At 46.3% G+C, this 15,824-nt stretch carries 12 protein-coding genes; 3 read left to right on the forward strand and 9 right to left on the reverse strand.

Annotation, left to right across the window (positions count from 1 at the left end):
• Nucleotides 1–14 precede the first annotated feature (14 nt).
• The 3 genes from AC58QT_RS18520 to polA all read right to left on the reverse strand — a co-directional run bounded on the left by AC58QT_RS18520 (nt 15) and on the right by polA (nt 4,436).
• The gene (locus tag AC58QT_RS18520; protein ID WP_497410298.1) at nt 15–755 is read right to left on the reverse strand and encodes an MntP/YtaF family protein; all 741 of its coding nucleotides are present in this window, start codon (nt 753–755) and stop codon (nt 15–17) included.
• 98 nt (nt 756–853) lie between these two features.
• The gene (gene mutM / locus AC58QT_RS18525) at nt 854–1,714 is read right to left on the reverse strand and encodes a DNA-formamidopyrimidine glycosylase (protein WP_497410299.1); all 861 of its coding nucleotides are present in this window, start codon (nt 1,712–1,714) and stop codon (nt 854–856) included.
• Nucleotides 1,715–1,772: 58 nt separating this feature from the next.
• Complete coding sequence (gene polA, locus AC58QT_RS18530; RefSeq protein ID WP_497410300.1) at nt 1,773–4,436, reverse strand: DNA polymerase I; 2,664 nt, start codon at nt 4,434–4,436, stop codon at nt 1,773–1,775.
• 160 nt (nt 4,437–4,596) lie between these two features.
• Between polA and AC58QT_RS18535 the strand changes: the two genes are divergently transcribed.
• Complete coding sequence (locus AC58QT_RS18535) at nt 4,597–5,346, forward strand: HAD family hydrolase (protein WP_497410301.1); 750 nt, start codon at nt 4,597–4,599, stop codon at nt 5,344–5,346.
• Between the two features lie 25 nt (nt 5,347–5,371).
• Here AC58QT_RS18535 and AC58QT_RS18540 read toward each other — a convergent pair whose 3' ends face one another.
• Nucleotides 5,372–7,120: a GGDEF domain-containing protein gene (locus AC58QT_RS18540; RefSeq protein ID WP_497410302.1), complete on the reverse strand. Its 1,749-nt coding sequence runs from the start codon at nt 7,118–7,120 to the stop codon at nt 5,372–5,374.
• Nucleotides 7,121–7,271: 151 nt separating this feature from the next.
• Here AC58QT_RS18540 and AC58QT_RS18545 point away from each other — a divergent pair, with 151 nt between their 5' ends.
• Entirely contained in the window at nt 7,272–8,879 is a 1,608-nt protein-coding gene (locus AC58QT_RS18545; RefSeq protein WP_497410303.1) for a response regulator, read from the forward strand.
• Nucleotides 8,880–8,941: 62 nt separating this feature from the next.
• Here the strand turns inward: AC58QT_RS18545 and phoU are convergent, their stop codons facing one another.
• From phoU to AC58QT_RS18570, 5 genes are all read right to left on the reverse strand, one after another.
• Nucleotides 8,942–9,601, reverse strand: coding sequence for a phosphate signaling complex protein PhoU (gene phoU / locus AC58QT_RS18550; protein ID WP_497410304.1), 660 nt, complete (start codon nt 9,599–9,601; stop codon nt 8,942–8,944).
• Between the two features lie 23 nt (nt 9,602–9,624).
• Entirely contained in the window at nt 9,625–10,392 is a 768-nt protein-coding gene (gene pstB, locus AC58QT_RS18555; protein WP_310500777.1) for a phosphate ABC transporter ATP-binding protein PstB, read from the reverse strand.
• Nucleotides 10,393–10,395: 3 nt separating this feature from the next.
• Nucleotides 10,396–11,253 (reverse strand): phosphate ABC transporter permease PstA, encoded by an 858-nt coding sequence (pstA, locus tag AC58QT_RS18560; RefSeq protein WP_310500776.1) that lies wholly within the window; start codon nt 11,251–11,253, stop codon nt 10,396–10,398.
• A complete protein-coding gene (gene pstC / locus AC58QT_RS18565; RefSeq protein ID WP_497410305.1) occupies nt 11,250–12,188 on the reverse strand; it encodes a phosphate ABC transporter permease subunit PstC in 939 nt (312 codons plus the stop codon). The genes pstA and pstC overlap by 4 nt, the downstream gene beginning before the upstream one ends.
• A 542-nt stretch (nt 12,189–12,730) precedes the next feature.
• Complete coding sequence (locus AC58QT_RS18570) at nt 12,731–13,651, reverse strand: phosphate ABC transporter substrate-binding protein (protein ID WP_497410306.1); 921 nt, start codon at nt 13,649–13,651, stop codon at nt 12,731–12,733.
• Nucleotides 13,652–13,910: 259 nt separating this feature from the next.
• Here AC58QT_RS18570 and AC58QT_RS18575 point away from each other — a divergent pair, with 259 nt between their 5' ends.
• Entirely contained in the window at nt 13,911–15,800 is a 1,890-nt protein-coding gene (locus AC58QT_RS18575; RefSeq protein WP_497410307.1) for a methyl-accepting chemotaxis protein, read from the forward strand.
• The last annotated feature ends 24 nt before the right edge of the window (nt 15,801–15,824 follow it).

Below are 15,824 nucleotides of genomic sequence, written 5' to 3' on the forward strand. Positions count from 1 at the left end.
TCATTGATAGTGAACTATAGCATTTTCAAAAGTCCCATGATAATAAGTACACATCCAGGAAGGATCGACAGCTTTTTCATCCAATTCATCTCGGCATATCGGAAACCAATCCGCAAGCCAACTGCAAGCAAGGATCCGCTTGAAATCGAAATAACAGAAGCCGTTAATAACGGCACGAACCCGATTAGAGCAGCACCAATGCCCGCTCCGAAAGCATCCAATGAGAGCGCTAAGCCGAGTAATGTAGCCTCAGAAGCTGAGATATTCCCTGACTTATCAACATCCGCTATGGAAGGCGTCCGCAATATTTGAATCACAAGGCCAAACCGTTTTAGCTCAATACTCAGAATTTCTTTGGTGCGCTGCAGCGTATCAAACGTCACTGGCTCCACGTAACCAGAGTTGCGAATCTCGCTGTAGGGCATACTGCTGACCACCGCTTGATCTGGCGTATTGGCAGGCTGCTCCTGTTGCGTTTGGTTTTTTTGCCCTTGTCTCATCTGAATAAGAGCCCACACACCAATACCGATAAGGATGAAAGCCCCAATACGTTTGGCAACCCCTGGGGACATAAAGGACGACATCAAAACGCCGATCTGCATCGATGTATATATAATAATACCAGACCATAGCGATATAATTCCAATTGAAACCAGCGGTATTCGGATTTTGCGTAACCCATACATGACACCAACACCGAAACCGTCCAATGAAACTGCAAAAGCCAAAATGAGCAGAGAAATGACAGGAAGCATACAAACCCTCCTAAGCGTTTTACCTAACTAACAGGCCTCATGGGCTATTACCTAGGCTAAGTACTCCATATCATATGGGGAGGGTACGCTTCTCGTTCCTATTTCTCCGACTTCTTTCGGGACCGCTTGGGCTTAAGTGGCTGACACGTGAGACAAATGTGTGTCCCTCTGCCGCCTACAACTGTTTTGACAATTTCATTACCACACGTTTTGCAGGGCTGTAATTGTCGTCCATAAATGTTCAATTGGTGCTGGAAAAGGCCGATTTCTCCTTGTCCATTCACATACGATTTAATGGATGATCCGCCCACATCAACCGAATCTTGAAGGGTTCGAATGATCGACTCATGCAACAACGCTAGCTCCTTCTTACTCAGCGAGGAAGCTTCCCTTTCGGGATGAATGCCCGCTAAGAAGAGGGACTCGTCTACATAAATATTCCCGATGCCCACAATATATGCTTGATTGAGCAGGAGCGGCTTGATCTTCGTAGCTCGATGGGCAATGGCACCGCGAAACGCTTCGTACGTGAACGCCTCATCGAGCGGCTCAAGACCGAGTTTAACGAGCGGAGGCTGTGCAAGCTCTTCCCCCTTAGGGAATAGATGCATCGTGCCGAATTGGCGCACATCTTTGTACCGCAGCTCACTTTCATCTGTAAAACGAAACAACACATGCGTATGCAACTCTAGCGGATCATCGCCGGCATACAAACCATAGCGGCCTTCCATGCGCAGATGGGAGACCATCACGTAGTCCGTGAGCACGAAGCGTAGAAACTTGCCTCTTCGCTCAATCGTTTCAACCGTTTGACCTTGCAACAAGGTTTCAAACTGCTGAATATCGTCCGGCTTTTGGATAATACGAGGCAGCCTCACCACAACATTAGCGATCGTTTTGCCTGTGATTAACTCATTTAAAGTTCGTTTGACGGTTTCGACCTCGGGTAGCTCTGGCAAGGTGTTCACCTCCTTCTAGTTGTTAAATCCGTACGCAGCACATCCTGCATGCTCCGTGTTACTTCGCATCATACCAAGTGAGACCGTAATCAACGTCAGCACGTAAAGGAACGTCCAGTTTCAGTGCTGCTGCCATGACTTCAGGAACCAACGACTTCATCATTTCGAGCTCGTCTGCCGGCACTTCAAAGACAAGCTCATCGTGTACTTGAAGCAGCATACGGCTTTTCAGTCCTTCTTTAACCAATCGATCTGCCATTTGAACCATGGCTAGCTTGATGATATCAGCGGCAGTTCCTTGAATAGGCGTATTCATAGCGGTACGTTCAGCGAAAGAACGGATATTAAAGTTGGAATGCGTAATTTCGGGCAACATTCGGCGGCGCTGCAGCAGTGTCGTTACATACCCATCTCTGCGAGCATCCTTGACGATGTCATCCATATATCGGCGAACCCCTTGGAATACGGCGAAATACTGTTCAATGAATTGCGCAGCTTCCCGGCGGGTAATGTCTAAATTCTGAGACAAACCGTAGTCGCTAATACCGTAAACGATACCGAAGTTAACGGCTTTCGCTTGTCGACGCATATTGCTGTCGACGGCGCTTTCTTCTACGCCGAAGACGTCCATCGCCGTCTTCGTGTGAATGTCCATATTCTGAAGGAACGCTTCCTTCAGCTTCTCATCCTGCGAGATGTGCGCTAGCACGCGCAGCTCGATCTGGGAGTAATCCGCAGCGAGAATGTACCATCCTGGTTCGGATGGAACGAAAACCTTGCGGATCTTCCGGCCCTCCTCCAGACGAATCGGAATGTTCTGGAGGTTCGGGAATTGGCTGCTGAGACGTCCCGTCGCGGCAATGGTCTGCCGGTAATAGGTGTGCACCTTACCGGTCTCTGGCCGCACCTCTTTGAGCAGCCCCTCGACGTACGTCGACTGCAGCTTCGCAAGCGAGCGGTAGTGGAGAATCTGCCCTACCACTTCGTTGTAGGGCGCAAGGCGCTCGAGCACCTCGGCATCCGTCGAATAGCCGGTCTTGGTCTTCTTCGAAGCTGGCAGCCCCAGCTTCTCGAACAGAATCTCACCGAGCTGCTTCGGTGAGTTGATGTTGAACTCGACGCCGGCAAGCTTGTAAATGCTGGACATGATCGTGTCCAGCTGTTTACCAAGCTCCACGCCGAGCGATTTAAGCCCTTCGGCATCCACCGCGATGCCGCGCATCTCCATCTCCGCGAGAACGCCGGAGAGGGGCAGTTCAAGCTCGTAGAAGAGGTGGTGCATACCACTCTTCTCTAATTCATCGCGCAACACGGGTACCATGCGCGCCATCGCCATCGCTTTGCGGCCCAAGTGGTCGCTAAGCGCAGCCATTTCCGGCAGGCGAAACTTCGCGCCTTTGCCGAATACATCTTCGTCTGCCTTCACGTTAGGCAGACCATATTTCACAGACAGGCCGCTCATACTGAGATTCGACTCCGTCGGATCGAGGAGATAGGCGGCCAGCAGCACGTCGAAATCCACCCCTGCGAGGTGGATGCCCTGCCAAGCCAGCGCCAGCTGCGCACGATGCAGGTCGAAGAGTTGCTTCTTCTTCGACGCATCGCTCAGCCAATCGCGCAGCGGCTTGCCCGCATCGCTTTGCAACAGAGCAAACGGTACGAAGTAGGAGGTATTCCCGCTTCCGTCATCCATAAACCACACAACCCCAACCATGACAGCTTGGTGTGGATTCTCCCCCACCGCTTCCACATGGATAGCTGCATGGTCGTCCAACTGAGCGATCAGTGTCTCGATATTGGCTTCCGTAACCGCGACGGCTTCCAGACTCTCGACGACGAGATCTTCGGCTTCTACGCTGGCAGTGCCAAAATCCATCTTCTCCAGCAGTGACTTGAACTCCAGCTTGCGAAACATGCTAGATAACGCTTGTCCATCGAAGCCATCATAGCGGAACGAATCCCAAGCGGTCTCCATGGGAACCTCACGATAAATCGTGGCTAACTCCTTACTCATGAGGGCACTCTTGGCATGCTCCTCGACTTTCTCTTTCATCTTGCCTTTCAGACTTGCTGTGTTCGCTAACACTTCTTCGACCGTGCCAAAGTCATGCAGCATTTTGAGCGCCGTCTTCTCACCTACACCAGGAATACCTGGAATATTATCGGACGTATCGCCCATCAGACCCTTCAAATCAATGATTTGATGGGGCGTAAGCCCGTATTTCTCTTTAATTGCCTCAGGATCGAAGCGATCCATTTCACTAATCCCCTTGCGGGTAATTGCAACCGTAACTTGCTCAGAAGCCAGTTGTAGCATATCCTTATCCCCAGATACGAGTAGAACTTTCTCCCCTTTCGCATCCGCGGCCTTCGTCAACGTACCGATGATATCATCCGCTTCATAGCCGGACAGCTCGAATTGCGGAATTTTAAAAGCCTTCAACAATTCTTTAATTAATGGAAATTGTTCCGAGAGCTCTGTCGGCGTTTTCGCCCGCCCGCCTTTATACTCGGTATATTCTTTATGTCGAAACGTAATTTTTCCTGCGTCAAAAGCAACAAGAAAATGGGTTGGCTTTTCCTCTTCAATCAATTTTAGCAGCATGGTCGTGAAGCCATACACCGCATTGGTATGTAAACCACTCGAATTACTGAGCAGCGGCAATGCATAGAAGGCACGAAACGCAATTGAGTTGCCATCAATAATAATTAGCTTATCCATAAGTTCCACCCCAATTTTAGACATACTTCCTTCATCATAGCATACGAAATTAAAATAAAAAAACGGTTCCCTACATAAACATGTAAGGAACCCAAATTAACGATTGCTTGCAACGATTTATACGTTAAGATGGTCCGGTCTTCAGAAGGAGGTTCTCCGTATGAGTCCTTTTTTCTCACCTACACGTAAAAAGGTTATTTTCTTTGATATGAATAATACGATTCTAGATCGCAGGCAATGCTTCGATTCCGCTTTTCTTGAAGTCATGCAGGATTTCACAGCAAGGTGGGACACGGAGGATACGAAACTGACCTCACAAGAGGCTCTGAATAGCTATAAAGCCGAGTGGAGCCGACATCGTAAATCACCTATCCGAAGCCCTATCTCGCCCGACGAGCTGCGGCATATTTGTTTAATTAAGGCGCTCCATCCATTTCCAATGCAAGTAAGCACCGCGTTTACACGTACCTTTTTTCATCAAATTGAAGAAAAAGAAGATCATTTCGTCGCGCTTTTCCCGGGGGTTGAAGATACACTAGAAGCGCTGTCTCGTCAATATAAGTTGGCTATCATAAGCAACGGCAATCGCAATCGATTGCAACGCAACCTAGAGAAGATGAAGCTAACCTCCTGGTTTGATCAGGATCGTTTATTTACGACCGAGAATGATGGTCCGCGAAAGCCGCATCCTGCGATTTTTGAGCAAGCCCTGAAATCGATGAGCACGGCTGCTGGTCAAAGTGTCATGGTTGGAAATTCATGGCGTAACGATGTGGTCGGCGCGGCTTCAACGGGAATGGACGCGGTGTGGATTCACCCGGCCAATATTAAGAAAATCTCGGAGAGGCGAATCGGGAAACAGAAAGTCATCATCGTTCGTTCATTCAAACAATTGATTTATACCTTCTGATCAACTATGTAATATTGTTGCTTGCCTATGTACTACCCAAGGCTTGAAAATAATAGATACTGCCTTGATGCGCCTTTGCTTGCTTCTTTAACTGAGCGGCTGTTTGCGAAATGTGCTCAAGCGCAATGGGGGATTCACTATTGCACATAACTAATGACAACGATAACGTGACCCCCTCGCTCTTCACTTGTACACCACTCCGATCCACCACATGCTCCCATTCTTCTCCCTCGTAAAAATGACTTACACCCGATTCAAAACGATTAATGATTTCCTGACAGAGCAGCTTCGGTGACACGGTCGTAGAGATCGCGATAAAATCGTCTCCTCCAACATGCCCCACAAAATCGTACGGTGTTCCATAAAATGCGACCGATTGCTGCATCACATCCGCTGTGTACTGAATGAGCTGGTCTCCTTTTTGAAAACCAAATCGATCATTGAACCACTTGAAATAATCCAAATCCGCATAAATGACATGGAAAGGCTCTTTCTCATTAATTCGTTTGCTCAATTCCCGATTTATTTGCAAATTCCCTGGAAGACCGGTCAGCGGATTAGCCACACGAGCGGATTCCATTCTGACATTCGTAATACTTTCCAGAATCGTTCGTATCGACGCAGCGCCAGCCATTTTCCCATTACTCGTAATAATGACTAAATCGTATAAATGGTGAATAGCACGGGATGTGGCTAGAAGGGATACTTGCTCCACAGCTACCTGCTCGTCAACGATCAACGGCGTCGCATCCATCACACTATCAATGGTCCGGTTCCAGTACAAGGAATAGGCGTATTGCCCGGCCAAATGCTGAAACAAGCGATCCCTCATCATCAATCCCACTGGTCTTTCGTCATCCACGATGACAACACCGACGGCTTCTTGACTCTTCTTAAAGTAATCTGCAATCTCGGAAATCATTGTCTGCGTATGGAACACGCCAACAGGCGTTTTCAACCCACCGATATGCCACGTCATATTGCCTCCTTGTACATTGCGATACTGCCATATGATCATTCTATGCGTATCTTGCAGCCGAGCTGGTGAGATGGCGGGTTTGCCGAGCAGGTATCCTTGTGCGTAATGCACACCCATTTGTGTTAACTTCGCCAGTTCCTCTATTTGTTCAATCCCCTCAGCGATCAACGCGATGTTCATTTTCTGGGCAAAAGTAACGAAGGTTTCGAGAATATACGCTTTCACTTTATTCTTATGTATATCTTCAATTAATGAGCGATCAATTTTTATAAAATCCGGCTGCAGCTCAGCAATCGCTTGAAGGGAAGAATACCCTGCTCCCGCGTCATCAATCGCAATACGATAGCCTTGTGTCCGGTAATGAGCAAGAATTTTTTTGGCAAGCGAAAAGTCTTCGATAGAGCTTCTTTCTGTAATTTCGAATACCACATTACTTGGACTAAGTCCGTATTTCTGTAAGATATCTAACGTTTTTCCGGGTATGAATCCTGGGTCTTCTAATACGTGTGATGAAATATTGATAAATAGCAGCTGCTCTTTATGCTCCAAGATGGAGCCTTGTATAGCCTTCTCGCGTGCCAGCTGTTCCAACCGATACAGTTCGCCTTGTTGTTCCGCATATTGAAACAACCCTAATGGGGAATGGAACGGAGAATCGACGGGGCCACGTGTTAAGGCCTCATATCCCATCACTTGACCATCCCTTAGCGATACAATCGGCTGATAAACGGAAGATATACGTTGATCATCCATCAGCTTTTGGAACTGTACTGCAACATCTGCCTGAGCATTCATGTCCATCATCCCTCATCTAGTTCATCCTGTATGACCATTCTACCAAACCAAATGATAGGCTTGATTAACCTTATGTAAAATGTATGTAAAGACTTTGATGAAAAAAGAGGGAATTTCACTTTTTCCTCGAAAAAGTGTGGTATAGATTTAGGTGCGTATCGCAGATCTCGTGCAGAAAGGACAAGCGATGGAACAACAAGTGAAAATCTTGGCGGTAGATGATCGCTATGAAAACTTGCTGGCGTTGAATAGTATTCTTGCCTCTTCTTCCTATGACGTTATTTCTTTACAATCAGGGGAGGAAGCACTTCGCTATTTATTGAAAGAACCTGCCGATCATATTGCGGTTATTTTGATGGATGTGCAGATGCCAGGTCTTAGCGGGTTTGAAACGGTAGAATTAATTAAACAACGGAAAGCTTGTCAAGATATCCCGATCATATTCTTAACTGCCTTGAGTACCTCGATTGAGCATGTCTTGAGAGGCTACCATGTGGGATCGATAGATTATTTATTTAAACCTGTTCATCCAAAAATGCTGCGCATGAAGGTTGATGGCTTCGTCAATATGCATCTGAACCATCAGAAGCTAAAAGCTCAGAGCGAGCTTTTACATAAACGCACGTTGGATTTAGAAGAAACGAATCGCAAGCTGGCGGAAGCCGAAGAGAAATTAATCGAACAAAACTTACTTCTCGAGAATTGGGTTGAAGAACGTACCTCCGAACTGGTGGATGCTCATGAAAAGCTTATGAACTCCCAAGAACATTTCAAAAAAATGTTCATCCTCTCCCCTTCTTTAATGGCCATCCGACGCCTGCCTGATCTTACCTATCTGGAAGTAAATGAGAGCTGGAAGCAGCACACAGGCTACGGCGACGAGGTTATTGGCACATCCTTGAATCTCATGCGTGATGAGCTCGACAATGCAGCGAACTATGGCGACATCGTCCGAAATGAGAAAGTCCGTTACGTCACAAAGTCGGGTGATATTCGTACAGCCTTGTTATCCACAGAGATTATCGATATCGAAGACGAAAATTGTTTGCTCCATGTCGCCGTTGATATTACTGAAAGTCTCCGTTTTGAAACTGAAATGGCACGCTTAGCGCAGTTAAATCTCGTCGGGGAAATGGCCGCTGGTATCGCGCATGAGATACGGAATCCGATGACGACTATCCGAGGCTTCCTTCAACTCTTTCAAGAGAACGATCGGCATATGCAAAAAGAATACATTCCCATCATGTTAGAAGAATTAGATCGCGCCAATGAAATCATCACAGAATACCTTTCCCTTGCTAAAAATAAGCAATCCTATCAGCGTCCTGAGAATATCAATCGGATCATTGAAAGTTTGCTGCCTCTGATTCAGGCAGAAGCGGTTATGTCTGGAAAACATGTGAATGGGCAATTCGGTTATTGTCCGGAGATACAACTTGACGACAAAGAGATGCGACAGCTTATTTTGAACATGTGTATGAATGGGCTCGAAGCCATGACGATCGGTGGAACGTTAAATATCGAAACCTATCAGGAGACTGAACATGTCGTTCTCTTAATTGCCGATCAGGGCAGTGGAATCAAAAGCGAACATTTAGAGAAGCTAGGTCGCCCCTTCTTCACGACCAAAGATGAAGGAACCGGTCTTGGCTTAGCCATATGCTACAGCATTGCAGCAAGGCATCGTGCAACGATTGAAGTGAGCTCCAGCGTGAAAGGCACAACTTTCTTAATTCGCTTTCCGCTTCAATCCAAATAACAAAAGGACCGCCTCCCAGTAGATGAAACTACTTAGTGGGGACGGTCCTTTTGTTTGCTTGCTTATACGTTCAGATCCTTACGTTTTCCAGTAACCATATAGATGACGCCTTCACCGATATTCGTCGTGTGATCTGCCACACGCTCTAAAAAGTGGGCAACAAATAACAAATGGGTTAATTGACGATTCCGATGATAATCCGTTCCCATCATGCCCATTAGCTCCTGCATGACCGTGCTATATAGCTTATCAACTCGGTCATCCTTCTCAGCCAGCGATGCTGCTCTATGTACATCGCGTTCCGTATAGGAGAGAAGGCTCTCATGCAGCATTTCGATGGCAATTTCGGCCATTTGCGGAATGACTTCAAGCGGCTTTACTAACTCTTCGCCCGCGAAACGAATCGTAATCTTGGCAATATCAACAGCATGGTCCGCAATACGTTCCAAATCCGTTGCAATTTTCAGTGCCGTCCCAATGATGCGAAGATCACTCGCCATGGGTTGCTGTAAAGCTATTAATCGCAAACACAGCTCATCAATGGTTGTTAAATAATCATCGATGAGATCATCCTTCTGAATGACTTGTGTAGCAGCTTTCTCATCTAAATTGGCCAAGGATTCCACTGATTTAAAAATTAATTCCTCTACACTTTCTCCCATTTGTGTTAGTTCTTTTTGCAGTAACGCTAACGACTGATGAAATCCCGGTCTTGCATCCATGTCTATCGCTCCCTCTATGTGATTTATCCGAATCGCCCTGTAATGTAATCTTCAGTACGTTGGTCATTCGGATTCGTAAAGATCTTATCGGTTTGGTCTGTCTCAACTAAATAACCGTTAAGGAAGAAGGAGGTCATATCTGAGATTCTCGCTGCTTGCTGCATGTTGTGTGTCACGATGATGATCGTATACTTCTCTTTTAACGTTTGTGTAAGTTCTTCTACCTTCAACGTTGAAATGGGATCCAATGCTGACGTCGGCTCATCCATGAGCAGCACATCAGGTTCTACTGCCAGTAGACGCGCAATACATAGACGTTGCTGTTGCCCACCGGATAATCCCATCGCGGACTTGTTTAAGCGATCCTTAACTTCGTCCCAAAGAGCCGCTTGTACGAGACTGCGTTCTACAATTTCGTCCAGAACTGCTTTTTTCTTCGTGCCATGAATCCGCGGACCATAGGCAATATTATCGTAAATGCTCATTGGGAACGGATTTGGACGTTGAAATACCATGCCTACACGCTTGCGCAGTGAAACGACATCGGATTCGGCACCATAAATATTATGGCCGTCCACAGCTACGTTGCCTGTGATTCGCACGCTATCAATAAGGTCATTCATTCGGTTCAAGGTGCGCAGGAACGTTGATTTTCCACAGCCCGAAGGGCCAATCAGTGCTGAAATAGATCCTGTTTCGATATTCAGATCGATATTATGAAGAGCTTGATTTTCGCCATAAAATAAATTTAGTTTCTCTGCTCTAATCTTATACTTCGTCGCGATAGCCATGTATTATTTCCCCCCGGAAAGTCTTTTTTGTAAGATTCGACTTGGTATTGAAACCAGCAGATTGAAGATCAGTACAACGATTAGTAGGAGTGCCGCACTGCCACTAGCGATTTGCTTGGCATCAGGAACGAGTGATTCTGCGCCAATGTACCAAAGATGAACGGAGAGCGTTTCTCCCATTTTGAGTGGATTGAAATCTGGAAAGAATCTAGAAACGGACAAACCTGCTGTATAAATTAGGATTGCTGACTCACCAAGTGCACGCCCTGCGATAAGTGTAATACCCGTTATCAAGCTAGGTAGAGCGGCTGGGATCAGCACCTTGCGAATCGCCTGCCATTTGGTTGAGCCGAGGGCCAAACTTGCTTCCCAGTAGGAATCCGGCACTGTTCGAATCGCTTCCTCCGTAACCCGTACCATAACGGGTAAATTCAGAAGTGCGACCGTGGCCGCGCCGCCCAATATTGAAAATTTAAGCCCTAGTAAATTTGCGAATAATAGGAATCCGAAAAGACCAAACACGATAGAAGGAACGGAAGAAAGGGCCTCAACGGAGATTCGGACAAGATCCGTGAACCAATTCTTTTGTGCGTAGATGGCTAGGTATATACCTGAAAATAAACCGATCGGAATCGAGATTACGAGTGAAAGGAACAACACATAAAACGAGTTGAACAACTGCGGTCCTACTCCCCCGCCCGCTTTAATTTCTTCTGGCTTACCGAAGATAAAATGCCAGGATAAGTGCGGGATGCCATCGCCTAATATGCGAATCAGGAACCATGCCAGAATACCGATAATGACAATGCCTGATGTCCAGAAATAGACGGTTGCTATGCGGTCTGTTGTTTTACTTGTCATTTGAGTTCACTCCTCTTAGCTACAATTCGAATGATGAGAATGAGGGATAAGGAGATGACAAGGAGCAGCAGAGCCATCAGATAAAGCGCATTGTTCCAAGTTGAACCGTAATTGGTATTCCCCATATCTTTGACGATTGCTGTTGTTAACACGGTTGTTGAGTCGAGAAGCGATTTGGGCATCTGAGGAGAGTTACCGATGACCATGAATACCGCCATGGTTTCACCAATTGCACGGCCCATCCCCAAGATGATTGCTGTAAGAATACCAGGTCTCGCAGCTGGCAAGAGTACACGCCACATCGTTTGCCACCGCGTTGCTCCCAATGCAAGTGAAGCTTCTTCCAAACGACCGGGAAGTGAACGAATTGCATCTTCCGAAATGGACAGAATAGTAGGTAGGATCATAATCGCTAGGATGATTGCCGCGGGTAAAATTCCGTAACCGATGCCACCTGTTATTTTACCTAAGGCAGGTACAATGACCGTCATCCCGATCAAACCGTAAACAACTGACGGAATGCCCACGAATAAATCAGTTGCTGGTCGCATGATCTCACGCATCCATTTTGGCGCGATTTTGGCCATGAACAAAGCACCAGATAAGGCCAGCGGAACGGATATGACCACCGCTACTAATGTCATTAACAATGTGCTGTACAGGAATGGAAATGCTCCAAATTTATTTGAGCCAGGCGTCCAATCTGTTGAGAAGAAAAACTCTATCGGACTTACACCTTGGAAGGTCTTGATGCCTTGCATCCCTACGAAAATAATAATAGAGAAAATGATGGCAGACACTAAAGCAGCACTACCTACAAACAACCATCTCATTAACTTATCTTGTCTATGCTGTCTTTGGGTCCATTTGGTGATAACTGGACGATTCTTTTCATCCGCTTTGGCGCTGGTTAGTTGATCTACTATGGAATTCACTTCGTGATTCCCCTTTCTCTACAATACACAGGACTTACTATTATCATAGAATATGAATGTCATTGGATCGTAAATGAATTGTTAAGGGAATGTAAAAGTTTTGAGTTTACTTTAGTCCGATTTAGCCTAATTAAACCGAGGGTTCCTGCTAAAAAAGGACCAATAGTCAGGATCCGCCGAACTATTTAGCCATTTTCTGTTGATGGAGGATGTGTCGGGCGATTTAGTTGGGCAGATTGTGACTAAATAGGAATTGATGATGCGTACGGTGCGATTAATTCGGTAATTTCGGACTATTGGGTGCTGGAGGAGGGATAGCAGTGCTGGGGGGAGCAGTTACTCGAATTTTTCGTGTATCTCGGGGCTCTAGCAGCTCTTGGCGAGCAGTTACTCGAATTTTTCGCGTGTATCTCGCTGTCCCAACGGCTAACGCGGTGCTCCATCGCCCCTAGCCGAACTAACATCGCCCGCGGCGCAGGGAGCCAACTCCCTAAACACAAAAAGAGCGCTGCATCATTATGCAGTCGCTCTTCGTCTAATCCTTATTTTTTCAACAAATCAGCTGGTAAGAACTTCAACTCACGAACTTGTTTAGCTTGGAATTCTTTGCTGGAGATGTAGTCGATGAATGCTTTAGTAGCGCCTGTAGCTTCACCTTTTGTGTACATATGCTCAACACCGAACAATTTGTAAGTGCCGTTTTTGATGTTATCTTCTGTGAAAGCTACGCCATCAAGTTTCAACGCTTTTACAGTGTCATCGATGTAAGGTGTATCCACGTAACCAATGGAACCGGATTGACCAACAACCGCAGTTTTCATAGCACCGCTGTTCTCTTGTGTAATACCGTCTTTTGTGAAATCTTTGTTATCTAAAATAATTTGTTTAACTAGTGTACGGGAACCTGAGCTATCTGGACGGTGAACAAGAACGATTTTCGCGTCATTGCCGCCAACTTCTTTCCAGTTCGTGATTTTACCCATGTAAATGTCAGCAGCTTGTGCTTTCGTTACGCTGTCTACTTTCACATCTTTGTTAACGATGAATGCGAAAGGCGCGATTGCAACTTGGTGATCAACAAGACCTTTATCTTTATATTCTGCAGCTGGCTCAACGTCGGAGTTACCGATGTCGGAAGTACCGTCAGCTACGTTTTTAATTCCTGTACCTGAACCACCAGCCGTAACGTTAATTGTTACTTTAGGATTCTTTTCCATGAACTCTGTTGCTGCTTGTTTAACCAATGGAAGAAGTGCGCTGGAACCAGAAGCTGTTACGGTACCGCTCAATTCTGTTTTTGGTGTTTCGCTCGGTTTTGCTGAAGCAGATGCTGCTGTTGTTGGTGCTGTTGTTGCCGCTGCATTGTTATTCTCTGTTTTTGCGCCGCAACCAACCAAAGTCCCCATCATTAATACCGCGGATAGTGTAAATGTAATACCTTTTTTCGACATGAAGTTAAACATAGTTAACATGTCCTCCTTTGAATGTATGTGCTGGATTTGGTTAAGCTCGATCCCCATCTTCCTGTGTGTTGAACGACCTTACTTCCATATGGTAACAAGCGAATGTAAATTACAAACCCGCGAAACGTAAACGTAATGTAAAACTTTTAATTTACAAATCGTTTACATATTTCGACGCTTTAGTTAATAGAAGCCCCCTATATTAATAAGTAGTTAGACGTATAATGTCTAAGCTTGTCTATTTATAGGAGGTATACATATGGTTCGATTGATGTTAGCCAACTTCTCCATGCGGGCAAAATTAATCACAAGCTTCAGCGGCGTATTGCTCATTTTCTTAGCTATTGCCCTATTCAATCTTCATCAGGTGACGCAAATTAAGCAGCATATGATCGAGCAGAATGATAAAGTTGATCTTAAAGTCATGGCATTGGAGCTTAAGAATTTGGTTCAAGAGATGAACATCATTGCTTCTGGACTTGAAATATCGAAGAAACCGGAATTTATTGAGAAGTACAATAGTAAACGAAAGCCTTACAATGATGCTATTCAAAGAATTGGCGACACCGCCAGCACCGCTGATCAGCAGAAGTGGCGAAGTCAGTTAATTCAAGCCTCCGTAGATTACATAAACAATTTCGATACTGCAGCTAAAATGGTTCAGGATACCACGATGAAACCAACCGATCTCGATATTAACCTGTTGTATCTATACAATGAATCCCAAGAGCTGAAAGATAATATCTTCGGGTTAGTCGATAAGTTTTATATCACTTATGCGGACGGCGCAGCACAGGCAATTGCTAGCTCGTCCAAGGCACTTAATGATAGCCGCACGATTATGTTAGCAGCTTCGGGCGTTGTCTTTTTCCTGACGATGCTGATTGCATTTCTCATTATCACGTCGTTCACACGTCCGATCTCGGCTTTGCAAAAAGCAGTCGCTCGCATTGCATCCGGTGATTTAACTCACACCATTAATTCCTCAGCCAAAGATGAGTTAGGACAATTAAGTAATAGCTTTGATCAGATGATTAAGCAGGTTAGGCTCATGTTAGGAGCAACGAAAGGCATCGCTTCTTCCTTATCTGCCCATTCGCATGAATTTCATCGCTTCTCCCAGATGACAGCTTCTGCAAATACGGATATTCTCAAAGCGATTCATGAGATTTCTACTGGCGCGGATGAGCAAGCGATAAAAACCGAGAGCAGCTCGCTGCTTATTGCCGAGCTGGAAGATGAGATACGCGACATCAGCGCGTATACCCATGAAATGAAACGCAGCAGCGACGAAGCTGCGGTAGATGCACAGCAGGGCACCGCATCCGTGCAGGCGCTGCAAGCATCAACTGCACAGTCGCAGCTCCTGCTGCAGAAGGTGGATGCGGCGATGCAGACGCTAAGCGCCAGCTCGAAACAGATCGGCGCCATCGTGCGCTCGATTATGGATATTTCAACGCAGACGAATGTCCTAGCGTTGAATGCCGCGATCGAAGCGGCCAGGGCCGGCGCGCATGGCCGCGGCTTCTCCGTGATCGCGGACGAAGTGCGCGAGCTGTCCCTGCAAACGAACGGATCGTCGAAGACGATCAGTGGCATCATTGGGACGCTGCAGGGGCAGATCCAAGAGCTGCAGCTTTCGCTTGTCGATGCGCGGGAATCTGCGTTAACGCAAAGCAGCCATGTGGAGGAAACCTTTGGCTCCTTCAGCAGAATTGAGCAATCGACGCTAGTCATCCGTGAGCAGATCGTGCAGATCCATCAGAAAATCGAACAAGCCCAATCCAAAAACGATAACCTGGTCGATTCCGTCCAGTTCGTTGCCGCTATTGCGCAGGAGACAGCAGCAGGCGTAGAAGAAGTAAACTCCACCAGCATTCAACAGGACGCTTCGATTCGTCGTATCGCCGAAGAGTCGGATGATATACTGGAGCTGGCTCAGCAACTTTTTGCAGAAATTAGTAAATTTCAAATTGTGGAAGTCACTGCTATGGATGAGTCCATTGTTATCCCTAGCGATGACGGACGTATCGTGGAACAAATCGTGGAACAAATTGTTGCGATCGAAGAAGAACTACATAGAGAGCCTGTATTTGAACAGCTTGCTGATCCACTACAAACCAAGAAAGAACTGAGCAGCATTAAATAACAAGCGCACAAAAGCCGAAGTCCC

The sequence above is a fragment of the Paenibacillus sp. J31R109 genome, from assembly GCF_059692055.1.

Excerpts from the sequence above, each read along its gene's own strand:
- AC58QT_RS18520 (WP_497410298.1), bottom strand. The coding sequence starts at position 755 with ATGCTTCCTGTCATTTCTCTGCTCATTTTGGCTTTTGCAGTTTCATTG.
- polA (WP_497410300.1), bottom strand. The coding sequence starts at position 4,436 with ATGGATAAGCTAATTATTATTGATGGCAACTCAATTGCGTTTCGTGCC.
- AC58QT_RS18535 (WP_497410301.1), top strand. The coding sequence starts at position 4,597 with ATGAGTCCTTTTTTCTCACCTACACGTAAAAAGGTTATTTTCTTTGAT.
- AC58QT_RS18540 (WP_497410302.1), bottom strand. The coding sequence starts at position 7,120 with ATGAATGCTCAGGCAGATGTTGCAGTACAGTTCCAAAAGCTGATGGAT.
- phoU (WP_497410304.1), bottom strand. The coding sequence starts at position 9,601 with ATGGATGCAAGACCGGGATTTCATCAGTCGTTAGCGTTACTGCAAAAA.
- pstB (WP_310500777.1), bottom strand. The coding sequence starts at position 10,392 with ATGGCTATCGCGACGAAGTATAAGATTAGAGCAGAGAAACTAAATTTA.
- pstA (WP_310500776.1), bottom strand. The coding sequence starts at position 11,253 with ATGACAAGTAAAACAACAGACCGCATAGCAACCGTCTATTTCTGGACA.
- AC58QT_RS18570 (WP_497410306.1), bottom strand. The coding sequence starts at position 13,651 with ATGTTTAACTTCATGTCGAAAAAAGGTATTACATTTACACTATCCGCG.
- AC58QT_RS18575 (WP_497410307.1), top strand. The coding sequence starts at position 13,911 with ATGGTTCGATTGATGTTAGCCAACTTCTCCATGCGGGCAAAATTAATC.